Genomic DNA, 18077 nt, shown 5'->3' on the forward strand with positions numbered 1-18077 from the left:
GGATGAGGGGCTGCGCTGTCGCACTTGGCTACTTCTTCTTCATCGCTTCCAGAAGGGCTGCACCAAAACCGCCGGTTGACGGTTGTTCCTGTTTGCGCGGGGTGAAGTTCTGCTTGGCCGGGGGCCTTGCATCGCGTGGGGCATCGTTGCGCGGGGCAGGGGCTTCGCCGCCGTCTTTGCGCATTGTGAGGCCGATGCGCTTGCGTGGCACATCAACTTCCGTCACGCGCACCTTCACCACATCGCCAGCCTTGACCACTTCATGCGGGTCTTTGACGAAGCGGTCGGCAAGCTGCGAAACATGGACAAGTCCGTCCTGATGCACACCGATATCGACGAAGGCACCAAAGGCCGCAACGTTTGTGACGGTGCCTTCCAGCATCATGCCGGGTTTCAAGTCCTTAATGTCATATATGCCGTCGGCAAAAGTCGCGGTTTTAAAGCCCGGGCGCGGGTCGCGGCCCGGCTTATCAAGCTCGGCAATGATGTCGCGCACGGTGGGCAGGCCGAAACGCTCATCGACAAAGACGCGCGGATCGAGCGCCTTGAGTGCTGTGCTATCACCCATGAGGCTGCGCACATCGCGACCGCAGGCGGAAACGATCTTCTTGGCAACGCCATAGGCTTCCGGGTGAACGGAGGACGCATCAAGCGGCTCGGTGCCGTTGGCGATACGCAGGAAGCCTGCGCATTGTTCGAAAGCGCGGTTGCCGAGGCGGGCGACTTTCAAAAGTTCCTTGCGGTTTTTGAAAGCTCCTGTTGCATCGCGATGCGCAACGATTGCTTCAGCGAGCGACTTTCCAAGCCCCGATACACGTGCCAGCAGTGGTGCGGATGCCATGTTGAGATCAACACCAACCGCGTTCACAGCGTCTTCAACCACCGCATCGAGCGATCGTGCCAGACGGAATTGATCAACATCATGCTGGTATTGGCCGACGCCAATGGATTTAGGTTCAATTTTCACGAGTTCCGCCAGCGGGTCCTGCAAGCGGCGGGCAATGGAAACAGCACCGCGCAATGACACATCAAGCTGGGGGAATTCTGCCGCTGCTGCTTCTGATGCCGAATAGACCGATGCGCCTGCTTCCGACACGATGACTTTGAGCGGCTTTGGCGCTGGCATGTCGGTGAGCATATCCACGACGAGGCGTTCCGTCTCGCGGCTTCCTGTGCCGTTGCCGATAGCAATCAATTCGATCTTGTGTTTGCGCACAAGGCTTGCAAGTTCTGCTTGCGTGCCGCGCACGTCGTTCTTCGGAGGGAATGGATAGACCGTCGTTGTGTCGAGCAGCTTGCCGGTATCATCGACGATTGCGACCTTGACGCCGGTGCGGATGCCCGGATCAAGACCCATGGTGGCGCGCGATCCCGCAGGGGCGGCTAACAGCAGGTCTTTGAGGTTGCGGGCGAAGACGTTGATGGCTTCTTCCTCGGCGCGTTCACGCAGATCGCGCATGAGATCGAGCGACAAGGAGAGCGAGAGTTTGACGCGCCATGCCCAGCCTGCAACTTCCATCAGCCAGCGGTCACCGGGCAAGGTCGCGCCGATATTATAAGCGGCTGCAATTTTGCGTTCGACCGGCTTTACAGGCGATGTGTCGTCGGCGTCGATTTCAATGTCGAGTGACAGAAAATCCTCGTTGCGACCGCGCAGCATGGCCAGCGCGCGGTGGCCTGCAACATTTGCCCAGCGTTCGGAATGGTCGAAATAATCGGAGAATTTTGCGCCTGCATCTTGTTTGCCATCGACAACGCGCGAGCGCAGAACAGCTCGATCTTTGAGATAGTTGCGCAGATTACCGATGAGTTCGGCATTTTCCGAAAAGCCTTCGGCGACGATGTCGCGCGCGCCATCAAGGGCTGCCTTCACATCGGCAACTTCACCAGTAACATATTGCGCAGCAATCTCTGTGGGGACCAGCCTGCGGTCGGTCAGAATGGCTTCGGCAAGTGGGCCAAGGCCGCGTTCGCGGGCGATTTCCGCTTTGGTTCGGCGCTTGGGCTTATAGGGAAGGTAGAGGTCTTCAAGCTCGGCTTTGGTCTGAACGCCTGCGATTTTCAGTTCGAGTTCCGGCGTCAGTTTTTCCTGGCCGCGGATCGATTCGAGAATTGAGCTGCGACGTGCCTCGAGTTCGCGCAAATAGCCGAGGCGTTCTGAAAGCTGACGCAGCTGCGTATCATCAAGCCCGCCGGTGACTTCCTTGCGGTAGCGCGCAACAAAAGGAACGGTCGAACCTTCGTCAAGAAGACCAATGGCGGCAATAGCCTGCTCCGGTCTTGCATTGATTTCTGCTGCGATAATCCCGGCAATGCGCTTAATGTCGTCGGCCATAATCATTCCAATCTCAAATATTTGCAGCGAACATAGTCGGATGCCCGTTTGACGCAATCAAGGCCAATATGGTGGTCCACAGGAAAGCAGCTATATTTACCGTTCACGCGCATGTGAACGGCTTCCCTCTTTTTAAATCGATCATAAGCGATACATATATCGTGAAATGACGATATGAACAAAGATTAGCGAGGTGAATGAGATGTCGGACATTCAAACCATAGCATTAGCTATGCCTTTGGACGAAATACTCAAGGCACTCGCTCATCCTGTTCGTCTCGACATTTTAAGCTGGCTCAAGGAGCCGGAGAAGCATTTCTCTGCTCAGCACATGCCTTTGGAGATGGGTGTGTGCGCCGGTCAGTTTGAACGGTGTGGTCTCTCCCAATCCACCGTTTCTGCTCATTTGTCCGTGTTGACGAAGGCGGGGCTGATCGCGCCTCACCGTGTCGGCCAATGGACGTTCTACAAACGCGATGAGGAGGCGATAGCCGCCTTGCTTCAATCGCTGTCCGATCTTTAGCCCACTTTATCAATTCGCCCAATCTTTCCAATTTGAAGGAATGCATCCATGGCCACATTGTTTGATCCAGTCACCATCGGTGATTTAAAGCTTGCCAACCGTATTGTTATGGCCCCTTTGACGCGCAATCGCTCGCCAAAGGCAGTGCCGAACGATCTCAACGTCACCTATTATGAACAGCGTGCAAGCGCCGGTCTCATCATCACCGAGGCAACGCCGATCAGCCATCAGGGACAGGGCTATGCCGATGTGCCGGGCCTTTATTCGCCTGAACAGCTCGCTGGTTGGAAACGCGTGACGGATGCTGTGCACAGCGCCGGTGGCAAGATCGTCGTTCAGATGTGGCATGTGGGTCGTATCTCGCACGACACATTGCAGCCAAATGGCGGCAAGCCGGTTGCGCCTTCGGCCATCACCGCAAAATCGAAGACCTATCTCGTGCACGAAGACGGCACCGGCGAATTTGCACCAACGTCCGAACCACGCGCGCTCGAAAAGAGCGAATTGCCGGGTATCGTTGCCACTTACGCCAAGGCTGCCAAGGATGCGGTTGAAGTCGCTGGTTTTGATGGTGTCGAAATCCACGCAGCAAACGGTTATCTGATTGATCAGTTCCTGCGTTCGGGCAGCAATCATCGCACCGACGAATATGGCGGCTCCATTGAAAATCGTGCTCGCTTCCTGTTTGAAGTGGTTGATGCGATCACCAAGTCGGTTTCACCGGGCAAGGTCGGCATTCGTCTTTCGCCTGTGACGCCAGCCAATGATGCTTCGGACCCAGATCCACAACCACTCTTTGATTATGTGATCGAAAAGCTTGCCGATTATGGTCTTGCCTATATCCACATCATTGAAGGTGCGACTGGCGGTCCACGCGATTTCCAGCAGGGTTCGCAGCCTTTTGACTATGCGCATCTCAGGCAGGTTTATCGTGATGCTGGTGGCAAGGCTGCCTGGATGGTCAATAATGGCTATGATCGTGAGCTGGCTGAAGAAGAGATCGAAAGTGGTCGTGCTGATGTGGTTGCCTTTGGTAAGCCATTCATCTCAAACCCTGATCTTGTCCGTCGTTTGCAGGACAATTCGCCGCTTAATGAGCTTGACCAGCAGCACATGTATGGCGGTGGTGCCAAGGGATATACGGATTATCCGATCCTTGCCTGATCACGAAAGCAAAAAGAAGCCCGGCAAATTGCCGGGCTTTTTTTATGACAGACGCACATCTTTTCCCAAAACTACTTCACCCTCTCAGGGATGCGCTTTTATTACAGACGCGCCCGTGTTGAGCGCGGGGTGGCAAGCAGAAGATTGGTTTCGCTGGCCTTGATGCCCGGCACCAGTCGAATACGGCGCAAGACAGCATCGAAATCGGTCAGTGTTGCAGCCCCCAGTTCCACCACCAAATCGAAGCGGCCATTCGTGGTGTGGATGGCCGATATTTCCGAAAACCCGCCCAATGATTTCACCACGCGGTCGGCAACATGGCCTTCAATTTCGATCATCATGATGCCGCGAACCGGCAGATCAACAGCATCTGAACGCAAGATGACGGTATAGCCGATAATGTCGCCCGAGCGCTCCAAGCGTTCCATACGTGCGCGCACCGTTGCGCGGGAAACGCCAAGGTCAATGGCGACATCCGAGATACTGCGACGACCATTATGGCGCAGGACGGTGATCAGCTTTTCATCCAGCTCGTCCATGATTTCTCCAATTTGAAATATAAATCTGCCGTTTTGATAAAGCAAAACGATAAATTTGCCAATCCGTATGGTTCACATCGCCAAGGGTTAATGGTCAACCTTATCTGATAATTTCTCAGGAGTAGCACTTTATGCATTGCAAGATTTTGGGATTACCTGTTCAGGAAGGCACTGGTCGTCTGGGCTGCAATATGGGCCCCGACGGTTATCGGGCTGCGGGCATTGCAGAAGCCATTCGCGAACTCGGCCACGAGTTTACCGATCTGGGCAATCTGGCACAGGCCGAACTGCGTCCGCTGACCCATCCCAATCCTGCAATCAAGGCGTTGCCACAGGCCGTTGCCTGGATCGAAGCAATTAGTGAGGCTGCTTATCGCGAAAGCGAAGAAGGGTTTCCGATTTTCCTCGGCGGCGATCACCTGCTCGCCGCAGGCACAGTTCCGGGCATTGCGCGCCGTGCTGCAGAAAAGGGCCACAAGCAGTTTGTGCTCTGGCTTGATGCCCATACGGATTTCCATACGCTGGAAACCACAGACAGTGGCAATCTGCATGGCACGCCCGTTGCTTATTACACTGGCCAGAAGGGCTTTGAGGGCTATTTCCCGCCATTAGCAGCGCCGATTGATCCTGACAATGTCTGCATGATGGGTATTCGAAGTGTCGATCCGGCAGAACGCGCTGCAATCAAGCAGACTGGCGTGGCTGTTTATGACATGCGCCTAATCGATGAGCATGGCGTGGCCGCTCTTTTACGCCGGTTCCTCCAGCGCGTGAAGGAAGAAAACGGCCTTTTGCATGTCAGCCTTGATGTCGATTTCCTAGAGCCTTCGATTGCGCCTGCTGTTGGAACCACTGTTCCAGGTGGAGCAACCTTCCGCGAAGCCCATCTGATTATGGAAATGCTGCATGACAGTGAGTTGGTGACGAGCCTCGATCTGGTGGAACTTAACCCGTTTCTCGATGAACGTGGACGCACTGCAACTGTGATGGTTGATCTGATGGCGAGCTTGCTTGGCCGCAGCGTCATGGACCGTCCAACCATCAACTATTGAATCAGAAGACCGCCTCTCGTGGCCAGATGCAATCGTCTGGCCATTGGAGGCTCTATTTCTTCGTTTTACGCGCATTTTGTTCCGAAAACCGCTTCGCACTTTTCGGGATGCGCTTTAGGAGTAATGATGACGCAACCTAACCTCAATATTGTTCCATTCGTCAGTGTTGATCACATGATGAAGCTGGTTCTTTCCGTTGGCGTTGAGACCTTTTTGAAGGAACTCGCCGATTATGTGGAAGAAGACTTCCGCCGCTGGGAGAGTTTCGACAAGACACCACGTGTCGCCTCGCACTCCGATGAAGGCGTGATCGAGCTGATGCCGACGAGCGACGGTACGCTTTACGGCTTCAAATATGTGAATGGTCATCCAAAGAATACGCGTGATGGTCTGCAGACGGTAACGGCATTTGGCGTGCTTTCAGATGTGGGCAATGGTTATCCAATGCTTCTGACTGAGATGACAATCCTGACTGCACTGCGCACGGCTGCAACCTCAGCAGTTGCCGCTAAGCATCTCGCTCCAAAGAACGCTCGCACTATGGCGATCATTGGCAATGGAGCACAGAGCGAGTTTCAGGCTCTGGCATTCAAGGCGATACTGGGCGTAGACAAGCTGCGTCTTTATGACATTGATCGTAGCGCCTCAGAAAAATGCGCACGCAATCTCGAAGGCGCTGGCTTCGATATTGTGATCTGCAAGGACGTTGAAGAAGTCGTTGAGGGTGCAGAGATCATCACGACAGTTACGGCAGACAAGCTCAATGCGACGATCCTGACCGACAACATGGTTGGTGCAGGCGTTCATATTAATGCGGTTGGTGGCGACTGCCCCGGTAAGACCGAGTTGCATGGAGATATCCTGCGCCGCTCGGACATCTTCGTTGAATACCCGCCACAGACCCGCATTGAAGGTGAAATCCAGCAGTTGCCGGAAGATTATCCGGTCAACGAATTGTGGGAAGTCATCACGGGTAAAACGGAAGGCCGCAAGGATGCCCGCCAGATCACGTTGTTCGATTCTGTTGGCTTTGCGACTGAGGATTTTTCTGCACTGCGTTATGTACGCGATAAGCTGCAGGATACGGGTTTCTACGAGCAGCTTGATCTGCTCGCTGATCCAGATGAGCCGCGTGACCTTTATGGAATGCTGTTGCGGCATAAGTTGCAGCTTCAGGCAGAAAAAACCAAACCTGCCGCATAATCGGGGCGCGTTCCGAAAAGTGTGAAACAGTTTTCGGATAAGACGCGCGTTGAAAACTATTGGATCGCCTGTCTCTGTTGTCAGAGGCAGGCGTTTTTTTACAAGGGCTTGTTTTTACAAGGGCTTGCGCGAATGGCGTGGTGCCGCGATCTGCCCCGAATGCGTGGCGATTGCCATTTCAAAACTGTCGGCAATGCGGCGGGCGCGATCAATGAAAATGATTGCACCCTCAGGTGGGAAAACGTCGCGCGCTGTCTGTTCAAACAACTGCAGCCAGCGATCAAAGTGTTCGCCTTTTAAGCCCAGGCGCAGATGTGGCGGCATCGGGCGTCCGTCATAGCGCCCTGTTTTCAGAATGACGGATGACCAGAATTCGCTGATGCGCTCGATGTGGTGATCCCAATCATCCACGGCCTTTGAAAAGACCGGGCCAATAAGGTCGTCTTCGCGGGCTCTTCCATAAAAAATGCTAACCAACCTGTCGATTGATGCTCTGTCGATGGATGGATGAGGCTGATTGATAAGAACGGTCATTCTCTCTTGCCGAATTGAGTTATGCCGAGGGAGCATTCGTAGCCTTGATATAGTCTCGCGGAAACGTTCTATCCAGTGAGGCATTGCCGCATGTTAGCGGCGAAGCGCGTTAAAGTTGTGTCATTTCATAAAGATCGCGTACTTAGCGTTTTCTCAACAGGCAGGAGTTGCTACATTACAGCAGTTCCAATTAACATTGAATCGTTGGAACCGCTGTAATTGTTTGTTTTTACGCATTTCCGACCGCAAAACCGGTTCCCACTTTTTCTGGAAATACTTTAGAGCTCATCCCGAAAGGTGTGAAACGGTTTTCGGACAAAGATGCGCGTTAAAACAGATAATTAGAGCGCCGATCTGATCCAATCAGATCGAAACGCGCTCTAGTCCATAAAACAGCGACTTTTTATATCGTCAGTAATAAATGACCATCCGCCGCACGCGGTAACGCGCGGCGTTTTTATCTATTTTTGCTTTTGATTTACTGAGTTTTTTCTTCTGATCGAACGAATCTGTAAATAGAAAAAAATAACTAAAACTGTAAAATTTATCTAAAATGAATCTTTTGGAGATTTCTAAATAGAGAATTGTATCAATTTTGGGTTCGGAATTAATTTCCAAGCTTATATTATCGTTTAAATTTAAAGATATTCACATAATTGGTGGGGAATGCATTTGATTTTTTTTAGTTTATTATTAGCTTATGATAATCCAAAGTATCCGTAACTATGGAGGATATATGCCAAATACTGAGGGGAATTTGGTTGCATTCCACGACGTAGAAACTGTTGAAGCTATTGATATTATAAGAACAAGTTCTGACCAGGGCTGGAAGAACTTATACGCTTATACGGCGCGCTTGCGGCCGTTCCGATCGATATTCAAGCCGGTGGACTCGTTATTAGTCGCCATGGTCCTTAAGGGGCATTTGCAGGGAACTTGGCAGATTGGAGATGAGATATCCGAACTCTATTTGCAACCAGGATCAATCATTATCATCCCTCCCGACGAATCGGTAAAGGTATCAATAAATAGTAATGCTGAAGTTATAAATATATATATATCTAGAAAGCTGATGGAAGATGTATTTATAGAATTCTCATCGGTCGGTAATAGCTTATTCAAGTTGGATTATAGTCTTTCTATATTTGATGATTTTTTAGGTCAGACAATAAGCTCGGTAAAAGATATATTATATGTCGGCGGACGGTTTTCCTCAATTGAGGTGCAATACATAGCACGCGTTCTTGTTGCGCGGGTTATCTCAAAATATTCTACGCTCACTTCTGGCGATCTTAATCCTGAAGCAGGGCTTTCTCTGCCAACCATTCAGAAGACATTCGATTATATTGAGCAAAATTTGCACCGTCGCATAGTCATAGACAGGCTTGCGAATACAGCGGGTGTTGGTGCGGCCCAGTTCGCTCGTTTGTTCAAACGGGCGACGAAAGTAACTTTGCATCAATATATCATTCGGCGGCGGGTGGAAAAGGCGCGAGAACTGTTAGTTGAAACGCAAATGCCGATTGCAGAGATCGCTCATGAGTGCGGGTTTGCAGATCAAGTCCACCTCACGCGGTTTTTCGGGCGAATAATCGGGACGAGTCCGGCGTCGTTCAGGAGAAAAGCCCAGAGATAACTTATTCAAAAATATGCACCTTAATTAGTATCTTTTGTATTTATTGTACAAAGGGAGTCAATATCAGCATAGACAAACCTCTCGCGATAAAGAAATTTTGAAGCTGGTATTTATCGTCTTCGAGGGGTGGCTTTAGCAACTATTATGAAATGCAGGTTTATGGCATTATTTTTTCGCAACGGTTTTATACTTTGCGGATAGGTCAATTTGTGTCAAATGTTTAGTTAATATTTTAATTAATATTCCTGCCATATATCAGTGTGTTGATAGTAGTCTGCGTTCTGTTTCACATCGACCCTTGAAGCTCAGTTTCGAATTGAGGAGAGAGTCATGGTTGCAGTTGTAACGAATAAGGCGAGTGGCAGTTCTCGTACCGTTGCTGGGAATGACGTTATTCTGTCGGGGCCGAGCGTTGTAAAACTATCGCTTAATCCTAATGCTATCTCAGAATATCAAAGAATTGGCGACGATCTTCTTATTCGGTTGCACAATGGCGAAACCGTTCGAATCGTAAATTTTTACACACATTATCAGGATGGTCAGGATAATGACCTCGTTCTTCAGGACGAGGATGGCAAGCTTTGGGCTGGTAGCCACAGTGATGGTCTGGCCGATTTCAACTTTTCGGAAATTCAATCTGTTGATCAGCTCGCAGGAGGTGGTGGTGATCTAGGCCCGGTTCTGCTGGGCCTTCTTGGTTTGGGCGCAGTTGGCGCTGCGATCGCTGCATCTTCTGGAAGTGACGACGACAATGATGCTGATGCTGATGCCGATGCTGATGCCGACGCCGATGCTGATACTGATACTGAAGCACCAAGTGCTCCGACGGTGACAGTTGGAGAAGATGGTCGAACCATAACGATCAAAGGTGAGCCGAACTCAACCGCAACGATCTACAACGCTGCAGGGGACGTTATTGGTACCGTCGTGCTTTCGGGCGATGGTACTGCCACGTTTACGCTTCCTTCAAGCAATGGTCAGAACGTCACCGTTACCTTGACCGATGGATCGGGGAATGAGTCTTCTGAGACACCGGTAACTTTGCCAGATACGTTGGCCCCAAATGCGCCGACTGACCTTGTTGTGAGCAATGATGGAAGTCAGCTGAGCGGTAAAGGCGAACCGGGTGCAAAGGTTATAGTAAGAGATCCTAATGGAAATATTATTGGTGAAGGCACCGTTGATCAAAATGGTAATTTCACCGTTGATCTCAACCCTCCACAAGATGATGGCCAGCACCTTTCGGTGACTCTCACCGACGCTGCTCAAAACGTTTCTGGTCCCGGCTCAGTAATCGCACCAAATGTTGTTGAAGGTGACGCTGATGCCGACGCTGACGCTGACGCAGATGCCGACGCAGACGCGGACGCTGATGCCGATGCGGATGCCGATGCGGACGCTGATGCGGACGCCGATGCAGACGCTGACGCAGATGCCGACGCGGACGCTGATGCCGATGCGGATGCCGATGCGGACGCTGATGCGGACGCGGATGCTGACGCAGACGCTGATGCGGATGCCGACGCCGACGCGGACGCTGATGCCGATGCGGATGCTGACGCCGACGCTGATGCGGATGCGGATGCTGACGCTGATGCTGATGCCGACGCTGACGCTGATGCGGATGCCGATGCGGATGCCGACGCCGACGCCGATGCGGATGCCGACGCCGACGCGGACGCTGATGCCGATGCGGATGCTGATGCTGACGCTGATGCTGATGCCGACGCAGACGCGGATGCTGATGCCGATGCTGATGCGGATGCCGACGCTGATGCTGATGCTGATGCTGATGCGGATGCCGACGCTGATGCCGATGCGGATGCCGACGCGGACGCTGATGCCGATGCGGATGCTGACGCTGATGCGGATGCCGACGCTGATGCGGACGCGGATGCTGACGCCGACGCTGATGCGGATGCGGATGCTGACGCTGACGCTGATGCGGATGCCGATGCTGATGCTGACGCGGATGCGGATGCTGACGCCGACGCTGATGCGGATGCGGATGCTGACGCTGATGCCGATGCTGACGCGGATGCCGATGCCGATGCGGATGCTGATGCTGATGCTGACGCTGATGCCGATGCGGATGCTGACGCCGACGCTGATGCCGATGCTGACGCGGATGCTGATGCTGACGCTGATGCGGATGCTGACGCGGATGCTGACGCTGATGCCGATGCGGATGCGGATGCTGACGCTGATGCCGACGCAGATGCGGATGCTGATGCGGATGCTGATGCCGATGCGGATGCCGACGCGGATGCGGACGCCGATGCTGATGCCGACGCGGATGCTGATGCTGATGCTGATGCGGATGCCGACGCAGACGCGGACGCTGATGCCGACGCTGACGCTGACGCTGATGCCGATGCGGACGCCGACGCGGATGCTGATGCCGACGCCGACGCTGATGCTGACGCGGACTCGGATGCTCCAGATGCGCCCGGCGTGACAGTTGGTGCAGACGGTCGCACGCTCACCATCACCGGCGAGCCGAACACCACTGCTACGATCTACAATTCTACTGGTGGAGTGATTGGCACCGTCGGTCTATCGGGTGAGGGCACGGCGACCTTCTTGCTCGATCCGAGCAATGGTCAAGACGTCACTGTGACTTTGACCGACGCTGCCAACAACGAATCCCTGGAGACGCCTGCAACCTTGCCGGACACGCTTGCACCAGATGCGCCAATAGTGGTTGTCGGGGCGGACGGACTGACGCTCACGATAACAGGTGAGCCGAATGGCACGGCCACGATCCATAACGCTCTTGGTGAGCCGATTGCCACAGTCGAACTCGGCGCTGGTGGCACTGCGACCTATACGTTGGATCCAAGTAACGGTCAGGATGTGTTGGTCACCCAGAGTGACGCTGCGGGGAATGAGTCGGGAGCAAGCCCGGCCACATTGCCAGACACGCTGGCACCGCCTGCTCCAACGGATATTGTCATCACGCCAGATGGTGTAACCGTAAGTGGTAAGGGCGAGCCGAATTCAAAGGTGGAGATCCGCGATCCGGATAATAACGTGATCGGTGAAGGCGATGTAGACGGGAATGGTGATTTCCAGATCACGCTTACAACTCCGCAGAGAGATGGTCAGCAACTTTCGGTCACATTGGAAGATGCTGCAGGCAATGTGTCAGGCCCAGGCTCGGTAACCGCACCGATTATCGACCCCGGGAGTACTGCTCCGATAGACGATAACGTGACTGCAGAAGTAGTCATTCAGCCTACGACGACTGCCGTCACTTATCCGGGTGCGTCCTATCTCGCGCTTGTTGGCCTTCTCGGTATCGACTTGCGTGTTCTGAGCGTGGACTCCGTCAGTATTACGGTGGCGCAAGGCCATCAGCAGAACCTGCAGCTGAGCTATGAGCAGCTGCTTGGTGTCGACCTTGCCGGTGGCACGGCAATTGTGGTTCAGAAGCTGATGCCGGATGGTACGTGGTCATCCGTTGACGGTAATGGCAATGCTACGCTCCTTACCCTGACCTTGCTGGGTAATCGTGCTGAAGCCAATGTCCTTCTCGGCGAGGGCACATATCGCGCCTTTGCTGCCGTACAGAATACCGTTAGCCTTGGCCTGTTAGGTAACCTTGCTGTTTCGGGTCAAGATCTGAACTATCATGAACCTGCCGGTGTTCAGGCCTCGCCTATTCAGGGCAACGTCATGGCCAATGACGGCACTGCGATCGAAGCCGGCCATCTGGTAACCAGCATCACCGTCAATGGTGTTCCACATGATGTGGTTGCCGGCGCACAGGGTTCGACGATCGTCGGGCAGTACGGAACACTGGTTATTCATCAGGATGGTTCCTATACCTACACGCCAAATGCGAATGCGGCGGTCATTGGTCAGGTTGAGCAGTTTACCTACACGGTACATGACCCACTCACCAATGCAGACACGACAGCAAACCTGAATATTCGTATCGGTAGCGATGGTCAGGGTCTTGTCTGGAACGAAGAAAACTTCACAGAACCAGCAACCTATGAGTTCGTTGCCGCTAACGATACCGATACGTCGGGAATTGTCTGGGTCAATGCGGTCAATAATAGCTTCTTTGACCAAACGCAGCCTCTCGCAGCCGTTCTGGGTAGCGGCCAATCGGACAGTAATACGTTCACTATCGGCAGTAATATGGATGCCACTGGAACCATAACCATTTCGGTTACGGTCGCGGCTGTTGCGAGTGGTACGGTTGTCATTCAAAGGTTCGTTGGTGGTACTTGGCAGAATGTAGGTACGCCAGAAACCTACAATATGACGCTCGGTCTCCTAGGCGTGGTGAAGACCCTTGACGTTGGCAGCCTTAATCTGGTTCCAGGCCAGTATCGTGTCCATACCACGATCAGTGGTGTTGCCGGTGCGGTTAATACGATCTCGGATGTCAATGTCACCTTGACCGACCAGCATGTGATCCAGAACAATCCGGGCACAACAGGGAATCTGTTCGATAATGACGGAACCTTGCCACTTGCTGCAAAACTGCAGGTTCAGGGCAGTAGTGGTTTTGTGAATGCAAGTGCTACCGGCACCGTCATTCAGGGGCTGCATGGCGATCTGACAATCTACAGCAACGGTGAGTACAAGTATCAGCCGCATACCGATCTTGCTTATGCGGATCGGTTTGCGACGGACACCTTCAACTACAAGATCGTGCTGCCAAACGGTCATGAGACGGCGGCGAATATCACCATCACACTGGAAGAGGGCACTCAGGCATTTAGTGCTCGGATTGCAGAGGACACTGTCCATGATGATGCCGTGGCTGCGGCAAATCACGACACGGCTGCTGCTGCATCCTTGAGTGAGCATAGTGATAGTTCTGATGCACATACGACCCATCAGGCGGATGAGCATCAGGCCGCGGACAATGACGCACCGGATGATGGCAGTGGTGATGTTGCCGCTTCAACTCAGACACCTGTGGATCAGGAGGCCACACAGACGACCGAGCAAAGTGCTTCGGCTGAAGCCGGTGAGGGTGAAACCGTTGCAGATCAACATGAAAGCGATGTTGTTCCGCTTGGCGATCATCTGGCGACATCAGATGCAGACGCTGGAGAAACCCCACTTGAGCACAGTCTGACCGAAGGCATATTGCTCGACGACGGCAGCGGCGAAGTGACATTGCCATCCGGCAACGATCAGCCGTCCAGCGAGGACAGCCCCACTCAGATATCTGAAGCAGGTCTGGGTACGGCCGCAGTTGAAGAAACGGCAGCAGTGGATGATCCGCTCGGACATCTGGTTCCAGATCCGCTCACGCAGGAGGATGATCTTCATACCACACATACTGTCTGATCTTTCAGCTTCCCCCCTTCGCCGCTGAGCCTTTTGGCGGCGGAGGCTCAGATGACAGATCACCGGCGCTATTGCCGGTTATAATGGGAAATAAATGCGAAAAATTCTGATTTTAAGACGTTTCGCGACAATAATGTTTACTTCATGCCTTTTGGCTGCGTGCCAGATGTCTGCAAACAATCTCGCTTTGGGCGAGAAGACACTTACGCAGTCAAAGAACACCGAGGCCTCACGGCCCCTGTCAGCGGCGGGTTCCACCCCCGTACCTGCTGTTGACAGGGAAAACGTGACAAATGCCAGCGCCCCCAAGGCGTCGGACCGCGGTTCCCTTACGATGGAAACTGCGGTCCGCCGTGCTGTTGGATGGCATCCCACCATCAATGAAGCTTCAGACCGTATCTATCAGGCCGATGAACGGATCAGGGCCGCGCAAGCTGGCTATTATCCGAAGCTCAATGCAGGTGTGAACTCTGGCTATCAAAGCAGCAATCGGGAAGGTTGGCGTCCTCAACTCAATGTCGCTGCTTCTCAGCTACTTTATGATTTCGGCAAAGTCTCGAGCGTCGTCGATGCTGAACGCGCGGGCAAGGATATTAATCAGGCGCGTTTGCTGCTTGCCGTTGATAATCTGTCGCGAGACACAGCAAACGCGGTTGTCGAGATACAGCGCTATCGCAGTCTTTCCTCTCTTGCACAGCAACAGGTTGATGGTGTCAAACGCATTGCTGGCTTGGTTCATGAGAGGACGGACAAGGGTGCAAGCACCATGTCCGATAAGATTCAGGCCGATGCGCGTGTGGAATCTGCGTTGGCGACGCAATTGCAGTATCAGTCTGAGCTTAATCGCTGGCAGGTAGTACTTGCAGCCATGATCGGCGGGGGAGCGCCTAATCCGTCCTCGGAAGCTCCTGCATGGCTTGGCAAGTCTTGTGATATTGCCGCCCCCGATTGGGATCAGGTTCCGGCTATGTTACAGGCCAAGGCTGAGAAGGAAGAAGCGAAAGCGCAGCTGGCAGCAAGCAAGGCAGAAGCTTATCCAACGGTCTCGCTTGAAGCGACTACGGGTTATGACCTGAACGCTTCGCGCGACAATACGACGAGCAATGATCGTCAGCCTGAATATTCGGTAGGCGTGAACGTCTCCTCAAACCTTTACAATGGTGGACAGACCGGCGCACGCAAGCGGGCGGCGACTTATGGTCTTCAGGCAGCGGAGTCTGCGATCAGCACCGCGCGCATCGACATGGAGCGCAATCTCATGGAATCGCGGAGCCAGATCGGCACATTGAGCCGGCTGATGTCTTCACTCGAATTGCGTGCCGACATGATGGTCAAGACGCGCGATCTCTATCGCGAACAATATGTCGAATTGGGTACGAGAACCCTGCTTGATCTGCTCAATGCAGAGCAGGAGTTGCATGAGGCGCGCTTCCAGTCAGCCAACACAGTGCATGATATCAGGCGCCTGAATCTGAACTGTCTCTATAGCTCAGGAAAAATGCGTCAGAGTTTTGGTCTTCAGGCATCAGCATTGCGGGGAGGCGGGAGCAATCAATGAAGCGCGGCGAGAACCCTCCAATTATCGATCCGTCGATTGAATTTGGTCTGATTGGTGAACAACCAGAGCCTGACACGCCATCACGCTTCAATGTCGAAGGCTGGCTAGAAGCGCTCGAACTGGTGGCAAAGCATTATCGTATGCCGATGTCCGTTCAAGGCACCAAGCTTGCGGCAGCTGCTGATCTCAACACCGACGATAATGCAAAAATCCGAGCGATGGCCCGTCATATGGGCCTTGGCGTCAGGCTTGTTGAACCGTCCAAGATCAGTCTTTCGACATGGCATCTTCCTTTTGTTTTGATGCTCAAGGATAACCAGCTCGCAGTCGTTCATACGCTTTCGAAGGATGGGCGGGCCAGCGTCTGGCTGAGCGGTGAAGAAGGGCTTGAACAGCCATTTGCGCTGGCCGATCTTCTGGCCGAGACTGAGCGGGTTGTTCTCGCTCGCCCTTCGAAAACCGTGCCTGATGCGCGTGTCGATGCGTACATCAAACCATATGAAGAGAACTGGCTTCGAAAGATCATTTTCCGCGACATTGGCTCTTATAGCCATGTGCTGGTTGCCTCGCTGATCGCGAATACCTTGGGCTTGGCAGGCATTCTGTTCTCGATGCAGGTCTATGACCGCGTCGTCCCCGCACAGTCTTTCAACACGCTCTATGTGCTGTTCAGCGGTGTTCTGCTGGCGATATTCTTCGATTTCATGATGCGTCGCGCACGCATGGGCATCATCGATATGCTGGGCAAGCAGACGGACCTGCAGATGTCCGATGTGGTGTTCGGCCACGCTTTACGCGTTCGCAATCGCGCCCGACCGACATCGACAGGGTCGTTTATTGCTCAGTTGCGGGACGTCGATCAGGTACGTGAATTACTGACCTCAACAACGGTTTCAGCACTCGCCGATCTGCCGTTCTTTTTCCTGTTCCTGGTTATCTACTCAGCGCTGGTTGGCTGGATGGTCTTCATACCACTTGGCGCGCTGGTTCTCCTGATTTTGCCGGGCTTGTTCTTGCAGCGGCGTTTGCGCGCTTATGCCAATGCAGCCATGCGCGAAGCGTCACTTCGCAATGCCATGCTGGTTGAAACCGTGCAGGGCATCGAAGATATTAAGGGCCTGCAGGCCGAAGATCGCTTCCAGCAGCAGTGGAACCACTTCAATGCCGTAACTGGCGAAGCGCAGATCAGGCTCCGTGCCCTGACGAATAGTCTCAGCGTGTGGACGCAAAATGTGCAGGGCGGGGTCTATGCGCTGACGGTTTTCGTGGGCGCACCGCTGATCATTTCAGGCGATATGACCACCGGCGCGCTTGTTGGTGCATCCATCCTCGGATCACGCATGCTTGCGCCGATGGGGCAACTGTCTCAGATCATGGGACGCCTGCAACATGCACGCATTGCCAAAAAGGGCCTCGACCAGCTGATGAAAATGCCGGTCGATCATCCCGATAGCGAAACCCGTATTCATTGCCCGAAGATCGACGGTTCTTATCGGCTTAAAGACGCTCTGTTTCGTTATGGCGATGAAAATTCGCTTCCCGTTCTTCTGATCAAGGATCTGAAGATCAAACATGGTGACCGCATTGCCGTGCTTGGGCGCAATGGCGCAGGTAAATCCACCCTGTTGCTCGCTCTTTCCGGGTTGCTTGATGCGGCCGAAGGCGAGGTCCTGCTCGATGATCTCGCATTGCCACAGATAGATCCTGCTGATGTACGCCGGGATGTAGGGCTGCTGACACAGAATTCTCGTCTGTTCTTTGGGACACTGCGCGAGAATATCACCATGGGGGCGTCCGACGCTTCGGATGCCGAGATCCAGCGGGTGCTGGCCATGGTTGGCGCGGATGGCTTTGTGCGACGTTTGCCGAAAGGATTGGAACATCTGGTTCAGGAAGGCGGCGGCGGTCTTTCTGGTGGCCAGAAACAGGCCATTCTGCTGGCGCGACTTCTGATCCGCGATCCATCGGTTGTGCTTCTCGATGAGCCGACATCAACAATGGACGAGGCCACAGAACGGCATTTCATCGAACAATTCGCGAAATGGAGCGTCGGACGCACGGTCGTCATCGCAACGCATCGAATGCGCGTGCTCGAACTCGTACAGCGCCTGATCGTCGTTGAGAACGGGCAGGTCGCATTGGACGACGGCAAGGAACGCGGTCTGCAGACGTTGTTGGGAATGAGCAAGGTAGAAACACCAAAATAGGCATGATCCG

11 protein-coding genes are annotated in these 18077 nt (G+C 53.5%); 8 read left to right on the plus strand and 3 right to left on the minus strand.

The features are described 5' to 3' along the window. Window positions 1-28: 28 nt before the first annotated feature. Complete coding sequence (locus OIV19_RS19705; protein ID WP_264233223.1) at window positions 29-2335, minus strand: Tex family protein; 2307 nt, start codon at window positions 2333-2335, stop codon at window positions 29-31. Between the two features lie 202 nt (window positions 2336-2537). Here OIV19_RS19705 and OIV19_RS19710 point away from each other — a divergent pair, with 202 nt between their 5' ends. Together OIV19_RS19710 and OIV19_RS19715 are read left to right on the plus strand one after the other, a co-directional pair. Beyond that, window positions 2538-2858: an ArsR/SmtB family transcription factor gene (locus tag OIV19_RS19710; protein ID WP_095447158.1), complete on the plus strand. Its 321-nt coding sequence runs from the start codon at window positions 2538-2540 to the stop codon at window positions 2856-2858. Between the two features lie 48 nt (window positions 2859-2906). After that, window positions 2907-4022, plus strand: a complete 1116-nt coding sequence (locus OIV19_RS19715; RefSeq protein ID WP_264233225.1) for an alkene reductase — start codon at window positions 2907-2909, stop codon at window positions 4020-4022. Window positions 4023-4123: 101 nt separating this feature from the next. On the opposite strand, the gene OIV19_RS19720 is transcribed toward OIV19_RS19715, so the two are convergent. Further along, window positions 4124-4561 carry an Lrp/AsnC family transcriptional regulator gene (locus OIV19_RS19720; protein WP_094577800.1) on the minus strand — a complete coding sequence of 146 codons (438 nt, stop codon included), beginning with the start codon at window positions 4559-4561 and terminating at the stop codon, window positions 4124-4126. Between the two features lie 131 nt (window positions 4562-4692). Here OIV19_RS19720 and rocF point away from each other — a divergent pair, with 131 nt between their 5' ends. Further along, a complete protein-coding gene (gene rocF / locus OIV19_RS19725; protein ID WP_264233227.1) occupies window positions 4693-5613 on the plus strand; it encodes an arginase in 921 nt (306 codons plus the stop codon). A 126-nt stretch (window positions 5614-5739) separates the two neighbouring features. Continuing rightward, window positions 5740-6816 carry an ornithine cyclodeaminase gene (ocd, locus tag OIV19_RS19730; protein WP_134155177.1) on the plus strand — a complete coding sequence of 359 codons (1077 nt, stop codon included), beginning with the start codon at window positions 5740-5742 and terminating at the stop codon, window positions 6814-6816. Between the two features lie 114 nt (window positions 6817-6930). Here the strand turns inward: ocd and OIV19_RS19735 are convergent, their stop codons facing one another. Next, window positions 6931-7350 carry a group III truncated hemoglobin gene (locus OIV19_RS19735; RefSeq protein WP_095447154.1) on the minus strand — a complete coding sequence of 140 codons (420 nt, stop codon included), beginning with the start codon at window positions 7348-7350 and terminating at the stop codon, window positions 6931-6933. A gap of 736 nt (window positions 7351-8086) precedes the next feature. Between OIV19_RS19735 and OIV19_RS19740 the strand changes: the two genes are divergently transcribed. The 4 genes from OIV19_RS19740 (at window position 8087) to OIV19_RS19755 (ending at window position 18067) form a co-directional block, all read left to right on the plus strand. Further along, on the plus strand, window positions 8087-8986 hold the full coding sequence (locus tag OIV19_RS19740; protein ID WP_095447153.1) for a helix-turn-helix domain-containing protein: 900 nt from the start codon (window positions 8087-8089) through the stop codon (window positions 8984-8986). 330 nt (window positions 8987-9316) lie between these two features. Further along, window positions 9317-14302: a BapA/Bap/LapF family large adhesin gene (locus tag OIV19_RS19745; protein ID WP_264233230.1), complete on the plus strand. Its 4986-nt coding sequence runs from the start codon at window positions 9317-9319 to the stop codon at window positions 14300-14302. Window positions 14303-14468: 166 nt separating this feature from the next. Continuing rightward, window positions 14469-15860 (plus strand): TolC family outer membrane protein, encoded by a 1392-nt coding sequence (locus OIV19_RS19750; RefSeq protein ID WP_264233231.1) that lies wholly within the window; start codon window positions 14469-14471, stop codon window positions 15858-15860. Beyond that, window positions 15857-18067 carry a type I secretion system permease/ATPase gene (locus OIV19_RS19755; protein WP_264233232.1) on the plus strand — a complete coding sequence of 737 codons (2211 nt, stop codon included), beginning with the start codon at window positions 15857-15859 and terminating at the stop codon, window positions 18065-18067. Before OIV19_RS19750 ends, OIV19_RS19755 begins: the two co-directional genes overlap by 4 nt. The last annotated feature ends 10 nt before the right edge of the window (window positions 18068-18077 follow it).

The organism is Brucella sp. HL-2 (genome assembly GCF_025846885.2).
Taxonomy (GTDB): Bacteria; Pseudomonadota; Alphaproteobacteria; order Rhizobiales; family Rhizobiaceae; genus Brucella; species Brucella quorumnocens.